At 66.6% G+C, this 16,616-nt stretch carries 16 protein-coding genes; 8 read left to right on the plus strand and 8 right to left on the minus strand.

What is annotated here, in order from left to right; translation table 11 throughout:
• The first annotated feature begins 34 nt into the window (after positions 1 to 34).
• Genes ACEN2S_RS03920 through ACEN2S_RS03930 form a run of 3 tightly spaced genes read left to right on the plus strand, consistent with a single transcriptional unit; the run spans position 35 to position 2,414 of the window.
• Entirely contained in the window at positions 35 to 586 is a 552-nt protein-coding gene (locus ACEN2S_RS03920; protein WP_441862634.1) for a DUF721 domain-containing protein, read from the plus strand.
• A gap of 3 nt (positions 587 to 589) precedes the next feature.
• On the plus strand, positions 590 to 1,273 hold the full coding sequence (locus tag ACEN2S_RS03925) for a DsbA family protein (RefSeq protein ID WP_441862636.1): 684 nt from the start codon (positions 590 to 592) through the stop codon (positions 1,271 to 1,273).
• A gap of 1 nt (position 1,274) precedes the next feature.
• Positions 1,275 to 2,414, plus strand: a complete 1,140-nt coding sequence (locus ACEN2S_RS03930; protein ID WP_441862639.1) for a CaiB/BaiF CoA transferase family protein — start codon at positions 1,275 to 1,277, stop codon at positions 2,412 to 2,414.
• Between the two features lie 92 nt (positions 2,415 to 2,506).
• On the opposite strand, the gene lpxK is transcribed toward ACEN2S_RS03930, so the two are convergent.
• From lpxK to ACEN2S_RS03945, 3 genes are read right to left on the minus strand one after another with little or no spacing between them, the layout of a single operon-like run.
• Positions 2,507 to 3,502 carry a tetraacyldisaccharide 4'-kinase gene (gene lpxK, locus ACEN2S_RS03935; protein ID WP_441862642.1) on the minus strand — a complete coding sequence of 332 codons (996 nt, stop codon included), beginning with the start codon at positions 3,500 to 3,502 and terminating at the stop codon, positions 2,507 to 2,509.
• Complete coding sequence (locus ACEN2S_RS03940; protein WP_441862644.1) at positions 3,502 to 4,935, minus strand: 3-deoxy-D-manno-octulosonic acid transferase; 1,434 nt, start codon at positions 4,933 to 4,935, stop codon at positions 3,502 to 3,504. The genes lpxK and ACEN2S_RS03940 overlap by 1 nt, the downstream gene beginning before the upstream one ends.
• Positions 4,936 to 4,938: 3 nt before the next feature.
• A complete protein-coding gene (locus tag ACEN2S_RS03945) occupies positions 4,939 to 5,190 on the minus strand; it encodes a DUF4170 domain-containing protein (protein WP_441862647.1) in 252 nt (83 codons plus the stop codon).
• 162 nt (positions 5,191 to 5,352) lie between these two features.
• Between ACEN2S_RS03945 and zapE the strand changes: the two genes are divergently transcribed.
• Positions 5,353 to 6,444 carry a cell division protein ZapE gene (gene zapE / locus ACEN2S_RS03950; protein WP_441862649.1) on the plus strand — a complete coding sequence of 364 codons (1,092 nt, stop codon included), beginning with the start codon at positions 5,353 to 5,355 and terminating at the stop codon, positions 6,442 to 6,444.
• A gap of 61 nt (positions 6,445 to 6,505) precedes the next feature.
• Here the strand turns inward: zapE and ACEN2S_RS03955 are convergent, their stop codons facing one another.
• The 3 genes from ACEN2S_RS03955 to accD all read right to left on the minus strand — a co-directional run bounded on the left by ACEN2S_RS03955 (position 6,506) and on the right by accD (position 9,944).
• Complete coding sequence (locus ACEN2S_RS03955; protein ID WP_441862652.1) at positions 6,506 to 7,531, minus strand: LLM class flavin-dependent oxidoreductase; 1,026 nt, start codon at positions 7,529 to 7,531, stop codon at positions 6,506 to 6,508.
• Positions 7,532 to 7,642: 111 nt separating this feature from the next.
• Positions 7,643 to 8,917, minus strand: a complete 1,275-nt coding sequence (locus ACEN2S_RS03960; RefSeq protein ID WP_441862655.1) for a bifunctional folylpolyglutamate synthase/dihydrofolate synthase — start codon at positions 8,915 to 8,917, stop codon at positions 7,643 to 7,645.
• Positions 8,918 to 9,032: 115 nt separating this feature from the next.
• Complete coding sequence (accD, locus tag ACEN2S_RS03965; protein WP_441862658.1) at positions 9,033 to 9,944, minus strand: acetyl-CoA carboxylase, carboxyltransferase subunit beta; 912 nt, start codon at positions 9,942 to 9,944, stop codon at positions 9,033 to 9,035.
• 416 nt (positions 9,945 to 10,360) lie between these two features.
• Here accD and ACEN2S_RS03970 point away from each other — a divergent pair, with 416 nt between their 5' ends.
• The 3 genes from ACEN2S_RS03970 to ACEN2S_RS03980 all read left to right on the plus strand — a co-directional run bounded on the left by ACEN2S_RS03970 (position 10,361) and on the right by ACEN2S_RS03980 (position 12,308).
• On the plus strand, positions 10,361 to 11,041 hold the full coding sequence (locus ACEN2S_RS03970; RefSeq protein ID WP_441862660.1) for a hypothetical protein: 681 nt from the start codon (positions 10,361 to 10,363) through the stop codon (positions 11,039 to 11,041).
• A gap of 126 nt (positions 11,042 to 11,167) precedes the next feature.
• Positions 11,168 to 11,941: a DUF6478 family protein gene (locus ACEN2S_RS03975; RefSeq protein WP_441862663.1), complete on the plus strand. Its 774-nt coding sequence runs from the start codon at positions 11,168 to 11,170 to the stop codon at positions 11,939 to 11,941.
• A gap of 22 nt (positions 11,942 to 11,963) precedes the next feature.
• A complete protein-coding gene (locus ACEN2S_RS03980) occupies positions 11,964 to 12,308 on the plus strand; it encodes a hypothetical protein (RefSeq protein WP_441862665.1) in 345 nt (114 codons plus the stop codon).
• Positions 12,309 to 12,402: 94 nt separating this feature from the next.
• Here ACEN2S_RS03980 and ACEN2S_RS03985 read toward each other — a convergent pair whose 3' ends face one another.
• Positions 12,403 to 14,415 (minus strand): oxidoreductase, encoded by a 2,013-nt coding sequence (locus ACEN2S_RS03985; RefSeq protein WP_441862668.1) that lies wholly within the window; start codon positions 14,413 to 14,415, stop codon positions 12,403 to 12,405.
• A gap of 234 nt (positions 14,416 to 14,649) precedes the next feature.
• On the opposite strand from ACEN2S_RS03985, the gene ACEN2S_RS03990 reads away from it, so the two are divergent.
• The gene (locus tag ACEN2S_RS03990) at positions 14,650 to 15,555 is read left to right on the plus strand and encodes a LysR family transcriptional regulator (protein ID WP_441862671.1); all 906 of its coding nucleotides are present in this window, start codon (positions 14,650 to 14,652) and stop codon (positions 15,553 to 15,555) included.
• 63 nt (positions 15,556 to 15,618) lie between these two features.
• Here ACEN2S_RS03990 and ACEN2S_RS03995 read toward each other — a convergent pair whose 3' ends face one another.
• Positions 15,619 to 16,608, minus strand: a complete 990-nt coding sequence (locus ACEN2S_RS03995) for an OmpA family protein (RefSeq protein WP_441862674.1) — start codon at positions 16,606 to 16,608, stop codon at positions 15,619 to 15,621.
• Positions 16,609 to 16,616 lie beyond the last annotated feature (8 nt).

Below are 16,616 nucleotides of genomic sequence, written 5' to 3' on the forward strand. Positions count from 1 at the left end.
CCTAGAGTAGTGCCTGACAAAGGAAAAGGTAGAGATGGCCGCCAAGCCGACCCCACCCAAGACGCCGTTTCGCCGGATGCGGGGCTTTGAGCCCGCAGCCGGGCTGATGCGCGAGCGGATCCGCACGGCGGGTGAGGCGCGCGGCTTTGCGGTGGCGCGTCTTTTGACCCATTGGGCCGAGGTGGTGGGCGAGGAAATCGCCGCCCGCGCGCGTCCGGTCAAGGTGGGCTACGGCAAAGGCGCGATGGGCGCCACGCTGACGCTGCTGACCACCGGGGCGGCGGCGCCGATGTTGCAGATGCAGTTGCCCGCTATCCGCGACAAGGTGAACGCCTGCTATGGCTACAATGCCATTTCCAAGGTGATCCTGACCCAAACCGCCCCCACCGGCTTTGCCGAGGGCCAGGCGCAATTCGCCCCCGCCCCGAAAGCGGTGAAACCGCCCCCCGATCCCGAAATTTGCCGCGAGGCTCAGGCCACCGCCGCGCCGGTGGGCGATTCTGACCTGCGCGCTGCGCTGGAACTGCTTGCCCAAAACGTTTTGACCAAGGAGGCGCGACGCCGCCTCCCTCCGAAGAAAGGCTGACTGATGACCATTTCCCGCAGAACCCTGCTGCTTGGCGGCGCCGGCACAATCGGCCTGATGGCGCTGGGCCTTTATGTGGCGCAACGCCAGAGCGCCAGCTCGGGCCTGTCGCTGGCCGCTGTGGCCGATGAGGTGACGGCAAGCGCCGTGGGCGAGGCCGGTGCGCTGCCCGATATGGTGCTGGGCGCCGCCGATGCCAAAGTGACGATCATCGAATATGGCTCGTTCACCTGTCCGCATTGCGCGCATTTCCACGAGACGGTCTATCCGGAGCTGAAAAAGAACTACATCGACACCGGCAAGGTGAAGTTCATGTTCCGCGAGGTCTATTTCGACAAGTTCGGCCTCTGGGCCGCGATGGTCGCCCGCTGCGGCGGCACCGAGAAATACTTCCCCATCGCCGATATGATCTACGACACCCAGAAAGACTGGCTGGGCGGCGGTGAACCGGGCGTTATCGGGGAAAACCTGCGCAAGATCGGCCTGAAAGCCGGGCTGACGAAAGAGGCGCTCGAGACCTGTCTGGCTGACAATGAGCAGGCCAAGCTGATGGTGGCGACCTATCAAAAGAACGCCACCGCCGATGCGATCGAGGGCACGCCGACCTTCATCATCAATGGCGAGAAGTTCTCGAACATGTCCTATGAGGATCTGGCGAAGATTCTCGACGCCAAGCTCGCGGGCTGAAATGACCCCTCTGGGCGGCGTGAAGGTCATTGAACTGGCGCGGATTCTGGCTGGCCCCTGGGCGGGCCAGATCCTTGCCGATCTTGGGGCGGATGTGATCAAGGTGGAGGCGCCGGAGGGGGATGATACCCGCCGCTGGGGCCCGCCCTTCCTTGATCAGGATGGTGTGCCCTGCGCCGCCTATTTCCACGCGACCAACCGCGGCAAACGCTCGGTCACCTGCGATTTCCGCACACCGGAGGGGCAGGCCTTTGTCCGCGCGCTGGTGGCGGATGCCGATGTGCTGATCGAAAATTTCAAGCTGGATGGTTTGAAGAAATACGGGCTGGATTACGCCAGTCTGGCGGCGGTGAACCCGCGGCTGATCTATTGCTCGGTGACCGGATTTGGCCAGACCGGCCCCTATGCGGCGCGGGCGGGTTACGACTATATCATCCAGGGCATGTCCGGGCTGATGAGCGTGACCGGCGAGGCTGATGGCCAGCCGCAAAAGGTGGGCGTGGCGGTCACCGATGTCTTCACCGGGGTTTATGCGAGCACCGCGATTCTGGCCGCGCTGCATCAGCGGGCGACGACGGGGCTGGGACAACATGTCGATATGGCGCTCCTGGATGTGGCCACCTCGATCATGGCCAATCAGGCGATGAATTATCTGGCGACCGGCGTGTCGCCGCAGCGGATGGGCAATGCGCATCCCAATCTGGTGCCCTATGCGGTGTTTCCCTGCTCGGACGGGCATGTGATCCTCGCGGTCGGGAATGACGGTCAGTTCGGCAGGCTGTGCGATTTGCTGGAATTGTCGGGGCTGGCCACCGCCCCGTCTTATCGCACGAATGCCGACCGGGTGGCGCATCGCGACGCGCTGACCGAGGTGCTCTCGGCCGCCACCGCGGGCTGGAGCCGGGCGGATTTGTTGGCGGGCTGTGAGGCGGCGGGGGTGCCTGCGGGGCCGATCAACGAAATGGCGGATGTTTTTGCCGATCCGCAGATCATCGCCCGCGGGCTTCAGATCGCGCCGGGCGGTGTGCCGGGGGTGCGGTTGCCGGTGGCCTTTTCGGGCGCGGAACTGGCGCTGGCGCGGCCGTCGCCGGGCTTGGGCGAGCATGATGCCGAGGTGCGGGCGGCTTTGGCGGCGCGCTGATCCCGCGGGCGGTCTGGGGGCGCTGCCCCCGTCGCCTGCGGCGCCTCCCCCGAGGTATTTTTGCCAAGAAGAAACGGGGGCCGGGCGCGGGGTCAGAGGCCGAGGGCGGCCAGTGCTTCGGTGAGCGGCGCGGGGTTGGCGATCTCGAGGCGGACGGGCAAGGCGAGCACCTGGCTGCGGAAGCGTTCGGGCAGGCGGACGGCGTCTTTCTCGGTGGTGACCAGTTGCGCGCCGAGCAGGCGGGCTTCGGTTTCCAGCCGCTGCAAAAGGGCGGTGGTGAAGGGTTGGTGATCCTCCAGCGCCTCGCCCCGGGCCAGTTCGGCGCCAAGGCCGCGCAGGGTGGCGAAGAATTTCTCGGGATGGCCGATGCCCGCAAAGGCGAGGACGCGGAGGCCCTGCCAATCCATCCCGGTTTCCAGCGGTTTCAGGGCGCCGGTCAGATGTGGCAGCGGTGCAATGGCTTTGGCCCAGGTGGCGGCGAAACTCTGCTGAGCCGTCCCGGGGCCGATCGAGAGGAGCAGGTCAGCGCGCCCGAGGCCTTTGGTGACCGGTTCGCGCAGGGGGCCCGCGGGCAGGCAACGGCCATTGCCGAAGCCTTTGGCCGCATCGACGACGATCAGGTTCAGGTCCTTTTGCAGCGCCGGGTTCTGATGTCCGTCATCCAGCACGATCACCGTGGCCCCGGCGGCGGCCGCGGCGCGTGCGCCAGCGGCGCGGTCCCGCGCGACCCAGGTGGGGGCGAATGCCGCGAGCAACAGCGGTTCATCCCCGGTTTCATCGGCGTTGTGGCGGCGCGGGTCGACCTGGACCGGCCCGGTCAGGCGGCCGCCGTGGCCGCGGCTGACCACATGCGGGGTTTGCCCGCGCGATTGCAAGAGCTGCACCAGGGCGATGACGGTGGGGGTTTTGCCGGTGCCGCCCGCATTGATATTGCCGACGCAGATCACGGGGAGGGTCAGCCGCGCTTCTGGCGGGCGGGCAACGCGGCGGGCGGTGGCTGCCGCATAGAGTTGGCCCAAAGGGGCCAGCAGGCGCGCGCGCCAGTTGGGGGATTTCGGCGGGGTGAACCAAAAGCGGGGGGCGCCCATCAGGCGGCCCGTCCGCGTTGATGGCTGGCGGGGGGCATCGGCGCGGGGTGCGGCAGCGGCTCCTCCGTGGGTGTCTGGCCGCGACCGCTCTTGTCCAGTTCGCTCAGAATGGCCTTGGCAATCGCGGTGGCGACGCCGGCGCCGCCCGAAGTCACCGCCCAGGCGTTATGGGCAAGCATCGCTGCCTTGTCGACCGCGATCAGATCGGCCACCGCATCCGCCAGTGCTTGCGGCGTGGCGATGGCGCGGGCGGCGCGGGCTTCGGTCAGCCGGCCATAGGCCATCGGATGCGCCTCGGTGCCGGGGCCGTGCAGAATGGCAGAGCCGAGCGCCGCGGGTTCCAGCGGCGAGCGTCCGCGCCCCGGAGGGGCCTCTGCGGTCTCGGCGGGTAGGGGCGCAGGCGGCAGGGCCAGGCTGCCCGGTTGCGGCGCCTCGCGGGTGGCAAATTGCGCGCTGCCCGGCGCCGGGCGCGGGCCGGGGTGCAGCGTGCCGCCCATCCAGCTGACGGGGGCCAGCCGGTACCACAGGCCAAATTCGCCCGGATCATCGGCAATCAGGATCTGCACATCCTCCTCAGGCTCTTCATCGGCCCAGCGGCGGGCAATATCCCAGCCTTTCGCTCTCAGTTCGGCGGCCAGCGGCGCGGCGCGGTCCTGGGTTTCCGGGATCAGGATCAGCAGGATGCGGTGGGCATGGCGCAGGGCATGTTCATGCGCGGCCAGCACCGCTTCCTCTTCAGCCTCGGGCACCGCCATCGCGAGCCAGACCGGCCGGGTGCGCAGCAGTTCTGCCAGAGCGGCACGTTCCGCTTCGGTCGCGCCCAGAGGATCGGTAACCGGTGAAATCCGGCCCATCACCGAAACCCGCTCGGCGGGCAGCCGCATCCGGGCCAGCGCGGTCGCACAGGGTTGATCCTGTACATAGAGCGCCTTGAATTGCTTGAGCACGGCGCGCTCGATCTCGCCGCGAAAGGACCAGCGGCGGCTGATCCGGCGGTCAATCTTGGCATCCGCGAGCAGGATGGGCCTGCGCGAGGCATGGGTTTCGGCGATCAGCACCGGCGGCAGGTCCGAGCCGACGAGCACCACCAGATCGGGGCGCCAACGGGCCAGATGCGCCTTCATCGCCGGGCGTGTCTCAAGGGGGGCGGCAATCGGGGTCAGCCCGGCATCCGGCTGGGCGGCGGCAATCCGGGTCAGCACCACTTCCGGCGTGGCGGCGGCCGAGGCAAGCAGCGTCAGACCGGGGCGCAGGCGGCGCAGACGTTGGCCCAGTTCCAGCAGACTGGGCAGCGCCTCGGGGCTGGAGGCATGCAGCCAGATCAGCGGCCCCTCGCGGCGTGCGGAGGCCGGGCCGGGGCGGGCGGGTGCCGCCCCGGTGAACAGCCGCGAACGGCTCAGAAGATGCAGCCACAGGGCCGCGGAGCGCGCCATGGCTTAGCTGCGGCCGCCCAGCTCTTCCGTCGGCGAGGCGGGCTGTTCCTCGTCACGCAGGCGGTGAAGATGGGCGATGAAATAGCGGGTATGGGCATCATCCACGGTGCGCTGGGCCTCGGCCTTCCAGGCCGAATGCGCGGCGGCATAATTGGGGTAAATGCCGACCATATGGATCTTGGTCGGGTCCTTGAATTCGGTCCGTGTGGGATCGACCAATTCGCCACCGAAGACGAGGTGCAGGCGTTGGGTCATCTGGGGGCTCCTGTAGCGGGCGGACGGGTGCCGCCGGTCTGTGCAAACTATGCGATGCGGGCGGGCGGCTCAAGCAGGCAAGGCGATTTGGGTGCGATTCCAAGGTGGATTTTGCCGCGGCGGGGCTTTTCAAGGCGATCCGGGCAGGCTAGGGCATAGGCCATGAGACAGAGCCTGAGCGAGATCTATGAGGCCCGCGTTGCCGCGGGAACCCTGCGCCCCGATCCGGCGCAGCGTGCCTGCCTGCCCTTGTTTGAGGCGGTGCGGGTGGCGCTGGAGGCACCGCTGCCCAAACGCGGGTTGTTTGGCCTGTTCGCCAAGCCGCCGGAAGCGGTGAAAGGCCTCTATATCTGGGGCGGGGTCGGGCGCGGCAAATCCATGCTGATGGATCTCTTCGTCGAGGCGGTGGACATTCCGCACAAGCGCCGGGTGCATTTCCATGCCTTCATGCAGGAGATCCAGCACCGCCTGCATGAGGTGCGCAAGACCGGGGTCGAGGATGCGATCCGTCCGGTGGCGGAAGCCGTGGCCGAAGAGGCGCGGCTTTTGTGTTTTGACGAGATGCAGATCACCGATATTGCCGATGCGATGATCGTGGGGCGACTCTTTCAATATCTGAACGAGAAGGGGGTGACGGTGGTCACCACCTCGAACCGGGTGCCGGAGGATCTCTATAAAAACGGCCTCAACCGCGCGCTTTTCGTGCCCTTCATCGGGATGATCCGCGAATGGATGACGGTGCAGTCGCTGGAGAGCGAGACCGATTACCGCCAGCACCGTCTGGCGGGCAGCCCGGTCTATTTCTCGCCCGCGAATGCGGCGGCGCGGGCCGAAATGACCGCGGTCTGGGACGATCTGACCCAGGGCGCCGTGGGCGAGCCGCTGGTGCTGACGGTGAATGGCCGCAAGGTTGAGCTGCCGCTTTATGCGGCGGGTGTCGGGCGCGCGCGGTTCTGGGATCTCTGCGCCCGCCCGCTGGGGCCTGCCGATTATCTGGCCGTCGCCGAGGCGGTGCGGGTGCTGATGCTGGACGACGTGCCGCTGCTGTCGAGCGAGAATTTCAACGAGGCCAAGCGTTTCGTCACGCTGATTGATGCGCTTTATGAGGCCAAGGTGCGGCTGGTCTGTTCTGCCGCTGACATCCCCGAGCGGCTTTATGTCGAGGGCGAAGGGGCGTTTGAATTTGAGCGGACCGCCAGCCGCCTGCGCGAGATGCAGGGCGCGGCGTGGGGTGCGGACCGCGAGACCGACTGAAAAAGGCCGGGGAAACTCCCGGCCTTTTCCGATTCTGCCCCAGTTCTTTGGGGGCCCGTGATCAGGCCAGAAGTTCCTGCACGCGCGGAATGACCTTGCTGCCGTAAAGGTCGATGCAATCCATCAGCGCATGATGGCTGACCGGCCCCGCCGAATATTTCAGGTTGAACTGGCCCGCGTTCAGCACCTTCACCGTCTTCGCAATCTTCTGCGCCACCGTCTCGGGCGAGCCGACATAGAGCGAGCCATGCTCGATCTCGCGCTCGAAATCCTCGCGCCGCAGCGGCGGCCAACCGCGGCTGGAGCCGATATGATCGTGCATCGCCTTGTAGCCGGGGAAAAAGCGGTCGCGGGCTTCCTGATCGCTGGGGCCGACATGGCCGGGGGAATGCACCGCCATCGGCTGCGCCTTGGTCCCCATCTGCTCATGCGCCTGATGGTAAAGGTCGACATAGGGTTTGAACCGCGCCGGGCTGCCACCGATGATCGCGAGGATAACCGGCAGGTTGTGGCTGGCGGCGCGGATGATCGATTCCGGGCTGCCGCCGACGCCGATCCAGGTTTTGATCGGGTTTTCGGGGCGCGGATAGACCGTGGTTGCCTTCAGTGCCGGGCGGTGGCTGCCTTTCCAGCTGACCTTTTCCTGCGTCAGCAGTTTCGAGAAGAGATCGAGCTTCTCCTCGAACAGGGTCTCGTAGTCAGACAGATCAAAGCCAAAGAGCGGAAAGCTCTCGGTAAAGGACCCGCGCCCGAGGATGACCTCGGCCCGGCCTTCGGAGAGAGCATCGAGCGTGGCGAACCGCTGATAAAGGCGGATCGGATCGTCCGAGGAGAGCACGGTGACGGCGGTGCCCATGCGGATGCGCTTGGTGCGCACGGCGATCGCTCCGAGGATCGGCTCGGGGGCGGAGACGGCGAAATCGCTGCGATGATGCTCGCCGAGGCCGAAGAAATCAACGCCCACACGGTCGGCCAGCTCGGCTTCATCCACCAGATTGCGGATCACCTGCGCATGGCTGAGCGCGCCCGAGGCGTTGTGGGTGACATCACCGAAAGTATCGAGGCCAAAGGCCAAAGTCTGGGACATGGTGAAACTCCTTTGCGCCAGAGGTAGGGGGATTCTGCCGTTCAGGAAAGGCGCAAGGCTGCACAGAACCTGTGCCGCCCGGAAGGCCCGGGCAGGCAGCTGTGGTGCGGATCAGCCGTTTTGCTGCAAAATCCGCCCGGCGAGGTAGAGCGAACCGCAGATCAGCACCCGGGCCTGCGGCTCGGCGGCGATGATCGCGGCGAGGCCTTCGGCCACGCTCGCCGCCTCGTGCACCTGTGCGAACCCGGCACGGCGCGCGGCCTCGGCGGTGGTGGCGGCGGGCAGGGTGTTCACCTCATCCGGGATCGAAACGGCGGTGAGGCTGTCCGCCACTCCGGCCAAGGGCGCGAGATAGCCCGCGATGTCCTTGGTGTTCAGCATGCCGCAAATGAGATGCGTCGGCCGTTTGCCCATCCGCGCCAGCGTGGCCGCGACGGCGACGCCGCCCGCCGGATTGTGCCCGCCGTCGAGCCAGAGTTCGGCCCCCGGGGCCATCCCGACCAGAGGGCCATGGCGCAGGCGCTGCATCCGGGCGGGCCATTCGGCGCGGGTGACCGCCGCCTCGCAGGCCGCCTCATCCGCGCCCAGCGCGCGCAGCGCGGCCAGTGCCGCCCCGGCGTTCTGGATCTGATGCGGGCCGGGCAGGTTGGGCAGCGGCAGGTCCAGAAGGCCATGCTCATCCATATAGACCATCCGCCCCGCCTCTTCGCGCACCTGCCAGTGTTGGCCATAGGCCAGAACCGGTGCGCCCAGCCGCGCGGCGCGGGCCTCGATCACCTCAAGCCCCTCTTCCTCTTGCGGGCCGACAATGCAGGGCACGCGGCGCTTGATGATCCCGGCCTTTTCGCCCGCAATCTCGGGCAGGGTCTCGCCCAGATATTGCTGATGGTCGATCGAGACCGGGGTGATGATGGTCAGGCAGGGCTGATCCACCACATTGGTTGCATCGAGCCGCCCGCCAAGGCCCACCTCCAGCAAGGTGTAATCCGCCGGCGTGCGCGAAAACGCGAGAAAGGCCGCGACGGTGGTGATCTCGAAAAAGGTGATCGACTGCCCCTCATTCGCCGCATCGCATTCATCCAGAAGCGCGCTCAGCGCCTCTTCCGAGATCAGATCCCCCGCCAGCCGGATCCGTTCATGGAACCGCGCCAGATGCGGCGAGGTATAGGCATGCACGCGCTTGCCCATCGCCTCCAGCCCCGCGCGGATCATCGCCTGCGTTGAACCTTTGCCGTTGGTGCCCGCGATATGGATCACTGGTGGCAGCTTGGCCTCGGGGTGGTCCAGCGCGGCCAGCAAACGGTGGACGCGGTCCAGCGTGAGGTCGATCACCTTGGGGTGAAAGGTCATCAGCCGGGCGAGGATCTGATCGGAACTGCTCTGCATCGGGGGCTCCGCTGGGGTTCGGGCAGGGAAGGATGGACGGGACGAAAAAGGGGGCCAGTGGCCCCCCCGGGCCTATCGCCAAACGGCCAAGCCCTGCATTCCGTTCGCGACGGTATTATTCGGTTTTCGCCTCAGGCTCGGCCGGTTTCGGCGCGGCCAGATCGGCCACGACCGCCGGATCCTGCTTCATCAGCATGCGCAGGATGGTGACCAGCTCTTCACGCAGTTTCTTGCGGTGGGTCACCCGGTCGAGCATGCCGTGATCCAAAAGGTACTCGGCGCGCTGGAAGCCCTCGGGCAGTTTCTCGCGGATGGTCTGCTCGATCACCCGCGCCCCGGCAAAGCCGATCAGCGCATTCGGCTCGGCGATCTGCACATCGCCCAACATGGCGTAAGAGGCGGTGACGCCGCCGGTGGTCGGATGCGTCAGCACGACGATATAGGGCAGGCCCGCCTCTTTCAGCATCTGCACGGCCACCGTGGTGCGCGGCATCTGCATCAGGCCCAGAATGCCCTCCTGCATCCGCGCGCCCCCGGCGGCGGAAAAGAGGATGAAGGGACGCTTCAGCTTCACCGCACGCTCGGCGCCCGCGATGATCGCATTGCCGACATACATGCTCATCGAGCCGCCCATGAAGGCGAAGTTCTGCACCGCAACCACAACCGGGGTGCGGCCCATCTCGCCCTCGGCCACCACCATGGCTTCTTTTTCGCCGGTGTTTTTCTGCGCGGCCTTCAGACGTTCGGGATATTTCTTCTGGTCGCGGAAACCGAGCGGGTCGGTGATCGGCTCGGGCACTTTCACCTCGGTGAAAATGCCGCCGTCAAACAGCGCCGTCAGGCGGTCGCGCGGGCTGATCGCCATATGGTGATCGCAGTTTGTGCAGACGTTCAGATTGTCCTTCAGCTCGCGGTGGAACAGCATCGTGCCGCATTCCGAGCACTTGCTCCACAGATTTTCCGGCACTTCGCGCCGCGAGAACAGCGAGTTGATCGTGGGTCGGACGTAGTTCGAGATCCAGTTCATCTGTCAGCCCTTTTGTCGCAGCGCGTGGTAGCAAGCTGGCCCCAGATAATCGCCGGGACCGGGAAATGCAATCACTCCGCGCCCGATCTGCCGGGGCGGCAGGGCCGAAAGCCTGAAAAACTGTCAGGAGGCGCCGCGCGGCAGGGCCGCAGGGGGCGGCATGAAACCCGGGTGGGCGGCATCGGCACGCACCGGCAGGCCCCGGGCCACACCGAGGCGTCGGGGGCCTTTGGCGCAATCTTCCTTGCTCCGCAGGGGGGAGGCGATTATTCCCCTGAGCGACAGAATCCATAGGCCGCGGAGAACCGCGTGGCAGTTTAGGGGACCTATGCCTCGACCCGGCGCCGGAAGGCGCGGCGCAGGAGGCGCTTTGGCACAAGGCCGCGGGCAGGACTTTGGGATGGAGGCGAGAACGCATGTCCACAGGAATGAAGAGCGGCGCGGGGTCCGTCACCGCAGGTCTGCGCGGTCTCCTCGGGCTCGGGCTGGTGGGACTTGGCCTGGCAGGCTGCGTGATGACCGGCTCGGCCCCGCGCAGCATGCCCGCGCTGAATGGCGCCCTGACGTTGAGTGCCCCCAGTGGTTTTTGCCTGGACACCGAGGGCAGCCGTGCGGATTCCAGCCAGGCCTTTGCCATTTTCGGCACCTGTGCGGCAATCAGCGGTGTCGCGGCGGGGCCTGCCGCGCGGCAGCCCGCCGTCCTGACCGCCACCGTGCGGGCCGATGCGTCGCTTAGCCAGCCGCTCGACAAAAGCACGGCAATGCTGGAGAAATTCTTCCGCTCCGCGCCGGGCCGGGCGGCTCTGGCGCGCGACGGCAAATCGGCCTCGGTCAAGGTGCTGAGCGTGCGGGCGGCGCCGGGCCTGTTCGCGATGAAATTGCGCGACACTTCCGCCAGCACCGGCACCCCGGTGGCGCAGGATTATTGGCGCGGCGTGATCGACGTGCGGGGGTATCTCGTCTCGATCTCGGTGTTGCCGGTGTTGAGCGCGCCGGTGGGGGATGCCGATCAGCGGGCCTTGCTGGTGGAGTTTGCCCAACAGATCGCCCAGCAAAACAAGGCCGGATCCGCCCCGACGGCGGCCGCCAGCAAGTAATCTGCCGCGCCGCAGCCTGGCAGAATTATTTGCCAAGGGGGCTTTTGGATTCGGCGTCAAAATGAAAGCATGGTAGAGAGTTGTTTTTCATGACTAAACAATGACTTCAAGGTCGAGCGGATTCCGATGAGCAAGCAGAGCGATACTTTTATTGATCGACTGGTGCAGCGCCGGGCCTTGGCGCGCTGGTCGCGCGCGGCGCGGTTGGCGGACCGGCTGGATTTGGCGTCGTTGCGACAATTGCGGGGCGATGCGCGGCAGATCCGCCGGGAATTGGACCGGTTGCTGCACATTGCCGAGGGACGGCTGACCCTGCCGCTGATCGGCAAGGACACGATCGATCGGCCCTTGGGCACCGACTGGGCCTGGCGACCGGAATTGTGGTCGGGACCTGTGGTGCCTGCGGGAATCGCCGCCGCGCAAAACCGGGCCACGATGGGTGACGGCACCACCCTGTTTCATGATTGCACGGTCAGCGAGCTGACGCTGCGGCAGATCCGGAACACGCGGGAAGCCGATCTGGCGCCCTTTGGCCTGCGGATGGATGTGTTCCGCTTTGATGGCAGCTACCTGTCCGTGGTGGTGGATCTGCCCGAAGAGGCGGTGCGGGGGCTGAAGCTGACGCATGTGATCCGGCTCTCGGCGGTGGTCGAGGTGGAAAAGCCGCTGGAGATCTTCGCGCGGCTGAATGTCAAACACGGCCCCAACACCGAGCAGATCGTGGCGGAGGTGCCGCTGAACGGCGCTGGTCAGGCGGTGGAATTTGATCTGGCCTATACGCGGCTGAACGAAAAGCGGGTGGAAAAGGCCTGGGTCGATCTGATCTTTGAAGGGCCCCAAATGAATCAGGTGATTCTGCGGGATCTGACCTTGTCGCGCCGCCCGCGGGCAGAGATCTGAAAGGACGCGCATGAAACTTGAGATGTCACGCATCAAGGCCGGGCGCTGGGAAGCGGTGGTCAGTGAGACGCCGGAGCAACCCGCGGTCAGCATTGTGCATCAGGAGCAGCCTCTGGCGGGGCTTGAGGCGGTGCAGGACGGTGCCGAGCGCTGGAAGCTGAGCCTGCCGATCCCCGCAGAGCTGTTGTCGGATGGCGTGCAGAGCTTTCTGGTGCTGGGGCCGCAGGGCGAGCGGGTGACGCAGTTCACGATTGTCACCGGGGTGCCGCTGGAAGACGACATCCGGGCCGAAGTGGATTTGCTGCGCGCGGAGCTGGATATGCTCAAACGCGCCTTTCGGCGGCATTGCGTCGAAACCGAGGGTTGAAAGGGGGGGGCGCTGCCCCCGCCCGGGCCCGGGGGCCCGGCCTCCCCCGAGGTATTTTTGCCAAGAAGAAAGCGGTTTGGCGAGGCGTTCTGGTTCAGAGCGTGAGCGTCAGGCGCAGGGCCTGATCGATGGCGCGTTTGGCATCCAGCTCGCTGGCAAGATCCGCGCCGCCGATCAGGTGGTAGGGCCGGGTCAGCTGATCGGCAAGCTGGCGGTTGCTGATTTGCCCGGTGCAGAGCACCACCGTATCCGCGGGGATCAGCTGCGGGTTTTCGCCGGCGGCGCCCTGTGACACCTGCACGCCCTGCGCGGTGATCGCGTCGTAGCGCATCCCGCCGAGCATTTTGACGCCGCGGGCGGCCAGTTGCGCGCGGTGGATCCAGCCGGTGGTCTTGCCCAGACGACGCCCGGGTTTCTCGGCTTTGCGCTGCAGCAGGGTGACCTGACGCGCCGGGGCCTCCGGGGCGGCGGGGGTCAGGCCGCCCGCGGTCTGCGCCGGATCGCCGACACCCCATTCGCGCTGCCAGTCGTCCAGGTGCAGCGTGGCGCTCTCGCCCGATTGGGTGAGGTATTCGGCGACGTCAAAGCCGATGCCGCCCGCGCCGAGGATGACCACCCGGGCGCCTGCGGTGACTTTGCCGGTGAGGATGTCGATATAGCTGACGACATTGGCGCCGGGTTCGGTGGGGATCTGCGGGTCGCGCGGGAGGACGCCGGTGGCGAGGATCACCTCATCGAAGGGGGCGAGCAGGGCGGGGGTTGCCTCGGTGTTCAGCCGCAGGGTGACGCCGGTGGTGGCGAGCATGGTGGCGAACCAGGTGGTGAGGCCGTGGAATTCCTCTTTGCCCGGGATCTCGCGCGCCATGGTCAGCTGGCCGCCGGTTTGCCCTGCCCGGTCGAAGAGGGTCACCTTATGGCCGCGCTGGGCGGCGGTGATCGCGGCGGTCATGCCCGCAGGGCCCGCCCCCACCACGGCGATGGTTTTGGGCGTGCGGGCGGGGGTGAGCGTCAGCTCGGTCTCATGGGCGGCGCGGGGATTGACGAGGCAGGAGGCGGTCTTGCCGCTGAATGTATGGTCGAGGCAGGCCTGATTGCAGGCGATGCAGGGGGCGATTTCGGCGGCACGGCCTGCGGCGGCTTTGGCGACAAAGTCTGGATCGGCGAGGAAGGGGCGCGCCATGGAGACCATGTCGGCCTGACCTGAGGCGAGGAGAGCTTCGGCCACCTCGGGCGTGTTGATGCGGTTGGAGGTGATGACGGGGATGCCGACCTCGGGGCGCAGTCTGGCCGTCAGCCAGCTGAAGGCCGCGCGCGGCACCGAAGTGGCGATGGTGGGGATGCGCGCCTCGTGCCAGCCGATGCCGGTGTTCAGGACATCGGCCCCCGCCGCCTCGATCGCGCGGGCGAGGGTGATAACCTCGTCCCAGGTGGAGCCGTCAGGGACGAGGTCGATCAGCGAGATGCGGTAGATGATGAGGAAATCGGGGCCGAGGGCGGCACGGATGCGGGCCACCACCTCGACCGGCAGCCGCATGCGGTTGGCATAGCTGCCGCCCCAATCGTCGGTCCGGCGGTTGGTGTGGCGCACCAGGAACTGGTTGAGGAAATAGCCTTCGGAGCCCATCACCTCAACCCCGTCATAGCCCGCCTCGCGGGCGCGGAGGGCGGCGGTGGTGATGTCGTTGATTTGCTTCTCGATTCCGGCGGCGTCGAGCTCCTGGGGTGCGAAGGGCGAGATCGGAGATTTCAGCGCGGAAGGGGCGACGCAGGCGGGGTTATAGGCGTAGCGCCCGGCGTGCAGGATCTGCATGGCGATGCGGCCGCCCGCCGCGTGGACGCGGTCGGTGACGATGCGGTGGTGGGCGATGTCTTCGGGGGTGAAAAGACCGGCGGCGCCCTGAAACACCCCGCCTTCCGCGTTGGGGGACATGCCGCCGGTGACCATCAGGCCCACCCCGCCGCGCGCGCGGGTGGCGTAGAATTCGGCCACGCGGTTCCAGTCGCCGGTCTCTTCGAGGCCGGTGTGCATCGAGCCCATCATCACCCGGTTGGGCAGCGTGACGGCGCCCAAAGTGATCGGCGCCAGCATATGCGGATATCGGGTCATTGCGTCCTCCCTGACCTCCCGCAATCTGCGGGGGCGCGGCGGGCTTGTCACGCGCAACGCCGCGTCACGCGGGGGTTTGCGCGCGGGAATCGCGGCGGCGGCCGGGCGCGGCATCGTTTCCGGTATTTAACCAACCCGGCGAAATTCCCCGCCATTGTCCCGCGCTGGCCGCATTTGCGCCCGATTTCGCCGCGATACACGGGGGCAGCACCTCATGTCTGCGAAGGATACAGAATGGACCGCCTCACAGAAATGGAAGCCTTTGCCATGGTGGTTGACCAGGGGGGGTTTACCGATGCGGCCAAAAAGATGGGGATTTCCAAATCCGCCGTCTCCAAGCATGTCTCGGCGCTGGAGGCGCGTCTGGGCGCGCGGCTGCTGAACCGTACCACGCGGCGCGTCAGCCCGACGGAAATCGGTCTGGCCTATTATGACCGCGCGCGGCGGGTGCTGAACGATGCGGGCGAGGCGGATGCTTTGGTCACCTCGATGCAGACGGCGCCCTCGGGGCTGTTGCGGATTTCGGTGGCGACCGATTTTGGTGTCAATCTGCTCTCACCGGTGCTGGGTGACTTTTTGCAGGAATATCCGGATATTACGGTCAATATGGTGTTGAACAACCGCTATGTTGAACTGATCTCGGAAGGGTTCGATATGGCAATCCGCGTGGGCGAGCTGGAGGACAGCACCCTGCGCGCCCGCAAACTGACCGAGACCGCGCGGCGGATGATCGGCGCGCCGTCCTATTTCCAGAAATACGGCCGCCCGATGCGGATCGACGATCTGAACGAGCACAAGCTTTTGCATTATTCGAATCAGGCGGCAGGGAATGTCTGGAAGATCACCGCCCCCTCGGGCGAGCGGCGTCAGGTCCGCTCCGCGGGCTGGCTGACGGTGAATGACGGGCAATCCTTGCTGCATGCGGCCACTTCGGGTCTGGGCATCGCCTATCTGCCGAGCTTTCTCTACGCCGATGCGATGAAACAGGGGCTGGTGGAAGAGGCGATCCCGGATCTGCCGATGGAGACGCTGGGCATCTATGCCGTCTATCCGCCGGGTCGGTTCACGCAGCCGAAAGTGCGGGCCTTCATTGATTTTCTGGCCGATACCTTTGCCGACAAAGGCCCCGACAACTGGTAAGATCGGGCGACAATCTGAATAAGGGGGCCCTGTGCCCCCTTTTTGCGTTTTTGCTACCAGCGGTCAGGGCTGCGGGATCAGCACCGCCTCAACCCGGCGGTTGCGGGCGCGGCCCTCTTCCGTTTCGTTGCTGGCACGGGGGGCCAGCCAGCCTGCCCCTTCGGCGCTGACCTGCGCGGCGGTCACCCCGGGCAGGGTGAGCAGCCGGGCGCGGACCGATTGCGCGCGTTTTTGCGACAGCGCCACATTGGTCGCCAGACTGCCGGTGGTGTCGGTATGGCCCACCAGTGTCACCTGGCTTGCCGGATGCGCGGCAAGATAGGCCGCCAGCGCGGCAAGCGAGGGATAGGCGTGATCGGCCAGCGTCGTCGCACCGCTGCCGAAATCCAGATCCTCGAGCACGACACTGCCCTTCTGCTCGAGATCCGCCATCGTGACGGTGCCCGGAGCGGGGGGGAGGGGGGCGGACACGTTTGCGGGGGCGGAACCGTCCGCGCCGGAGGGCGCCTCGGCCGCCGTCTCACCGGGGGCGGCGGTGGCCATGGGGGCTGGGGCGGCGGTGGCCGGGGTGACATGGGTCAGATGCACAAAACCGGTATCGGTCGAGCGGCTGACCACCAGCGCCAGATAATCCGCCGTCGCCCCCTCGCCGCGCCGGGCCACCAGATAGCGGAAATCGCCCAGATCGACATGCATCTCGGGTTCGGGCAGCAAGCTGAGGGTGAAGCGGAAATCAAAGCCGCCACAGAGATCCGTCGCGCAATCGTAAAGCACGCGGTAGCCCGCCGCCGTGATTTGATCGCGCAGCGGGATCAAGAGCTGCAAGGTGCTGGCGCGGCTGCCGCGCAGGCGCCAGGCCTCTTGCACGATCCGGCCTTCGGGTACGACATTGGCGAAACCCGCGGCGGCCCAGGGGCCGGTCGGCAGGCGGACGCTGCCCACGGCCTGTTCCTCGCGCGCGGTGTTTTCACTGCCGGTGGGCAGGACCAGCACCATATCCGCGGCGGCACGATGGGCCAGCCCGCAGGTCAGAACCCCCACGAGAGCCAGCACCACGCCCC

This window comes from Phaeovulum sp. W22_SRMD_FR3, assembly GCF_052113705.1.
Taxonomy (GTDB): domain Bacteria; phylum Pseudomonadota; class Alphaproteobacteria; order Rhodobacterales; family Rhodobacteraceae; genus JBGQOG01.

Coding starts and splice junctions, on each gene's coding strand:
- ACEN2S_RS03920 (WP_441862634.1), top strand. CDS start 35: ATGGCCGCCAAGCCGACCCCACCCAAGACGCCGTTTCGCCGGATGCGG.
- ACEN2S_RS03925 (WP_441862636.1), top strand. CDS start 590: ATGACCATTTCCCGCAGAACCCTGCTGCTTGGCGGCGCCGGCACAATC.
- ACEN2S_RS03930 (WP_441862639.1), top strand. CDS start 1,275: ATGACCCCTCTGGGCGGCGTGAAGGTCATTGAACTGGCGCGGATTCTG.
- lpxK (WP_441862642.1), bottom strand. CDS start 3,502: ATGGGCGCCCCCCGCTTTTGGTTCACCCCGCCGAAATCCCCCAACTGG.
- ACEN2S_RS03940 (WP_441862644.1), bottom strand. CDS start 4,935: ATGGCGCGCTCCGCGGCCCTGTGGCTGCATCTTCTGAGCCGTTCGCGG.
- ACEN2S_RS03945 (WP_441862647.1), bottom strand. CDS start 5,190: ATGACCCAACGCCTGCACCTCGTCTTCGGTGGCGAATTGGTCGATCCC.
- zapE (WP_441862649.1), top strand. CDS start 5,353: ATGAGACAGAGCCTGAGCGAGATCTATGAGGCCCGCGTTGCCGCGGGA.
- ACEN2S_RS03955 (WP_441862652.1), bottom strand. CDS start 7,531: ATGTCCCAGACTTTGGCCTTTGGCCTCGATACTTTCGGTGATGTCACC.
- ACEN2S_RS03960 (WP_441862655.1), bottom strand. CDS start 8,917: ATGCAGAGCAGTTCCGATCAGATCCTCGCCCGGCTGATGACCTTTCAC.
- accD (WP_441862658.1), bottom strand. CDS start 9,944: ATGAACTGGATCTCGAACTACGTCCGACCCACGATCAACTCGCTGTTC.
- ACEN2S_RS03970 (WP_441862660.1), top strand. CDS start 10,361: ATGTCCACAGGAATGAAGAGCGGCGCGGGGTCCGTCACCGCAGGTCTG.
- ACEN2S_RS03975 (WP_441862663.1), top strand. CDS start 11,168: ATGAGCAAGCAGAGCGATACTTTTATTGATCGACTGGTGCAGCGCCGG.
- ACEN2S_RS03980 (WP_441862665.1), top strand. CDS start 11,964: ATGTCACGCATCAAGGCCGGGCGCTGGGAAGCGGTGGTCAGTGAGACG.
- ACEN2S_RS03985 (WP_441862668.1), bottom strand. CDS start 14,415: ATGACCCGATATCCGCATATGCTGGCGCCGATCACTTTGGGCGCCGTC.
- ACEN2S_RS03990 (WP_441862671.1), top strand. CDS start 14,650: ATGGACCGCCTCACAGAAATGGAAGCCTTTGCCATGGTGGTTGACCAG.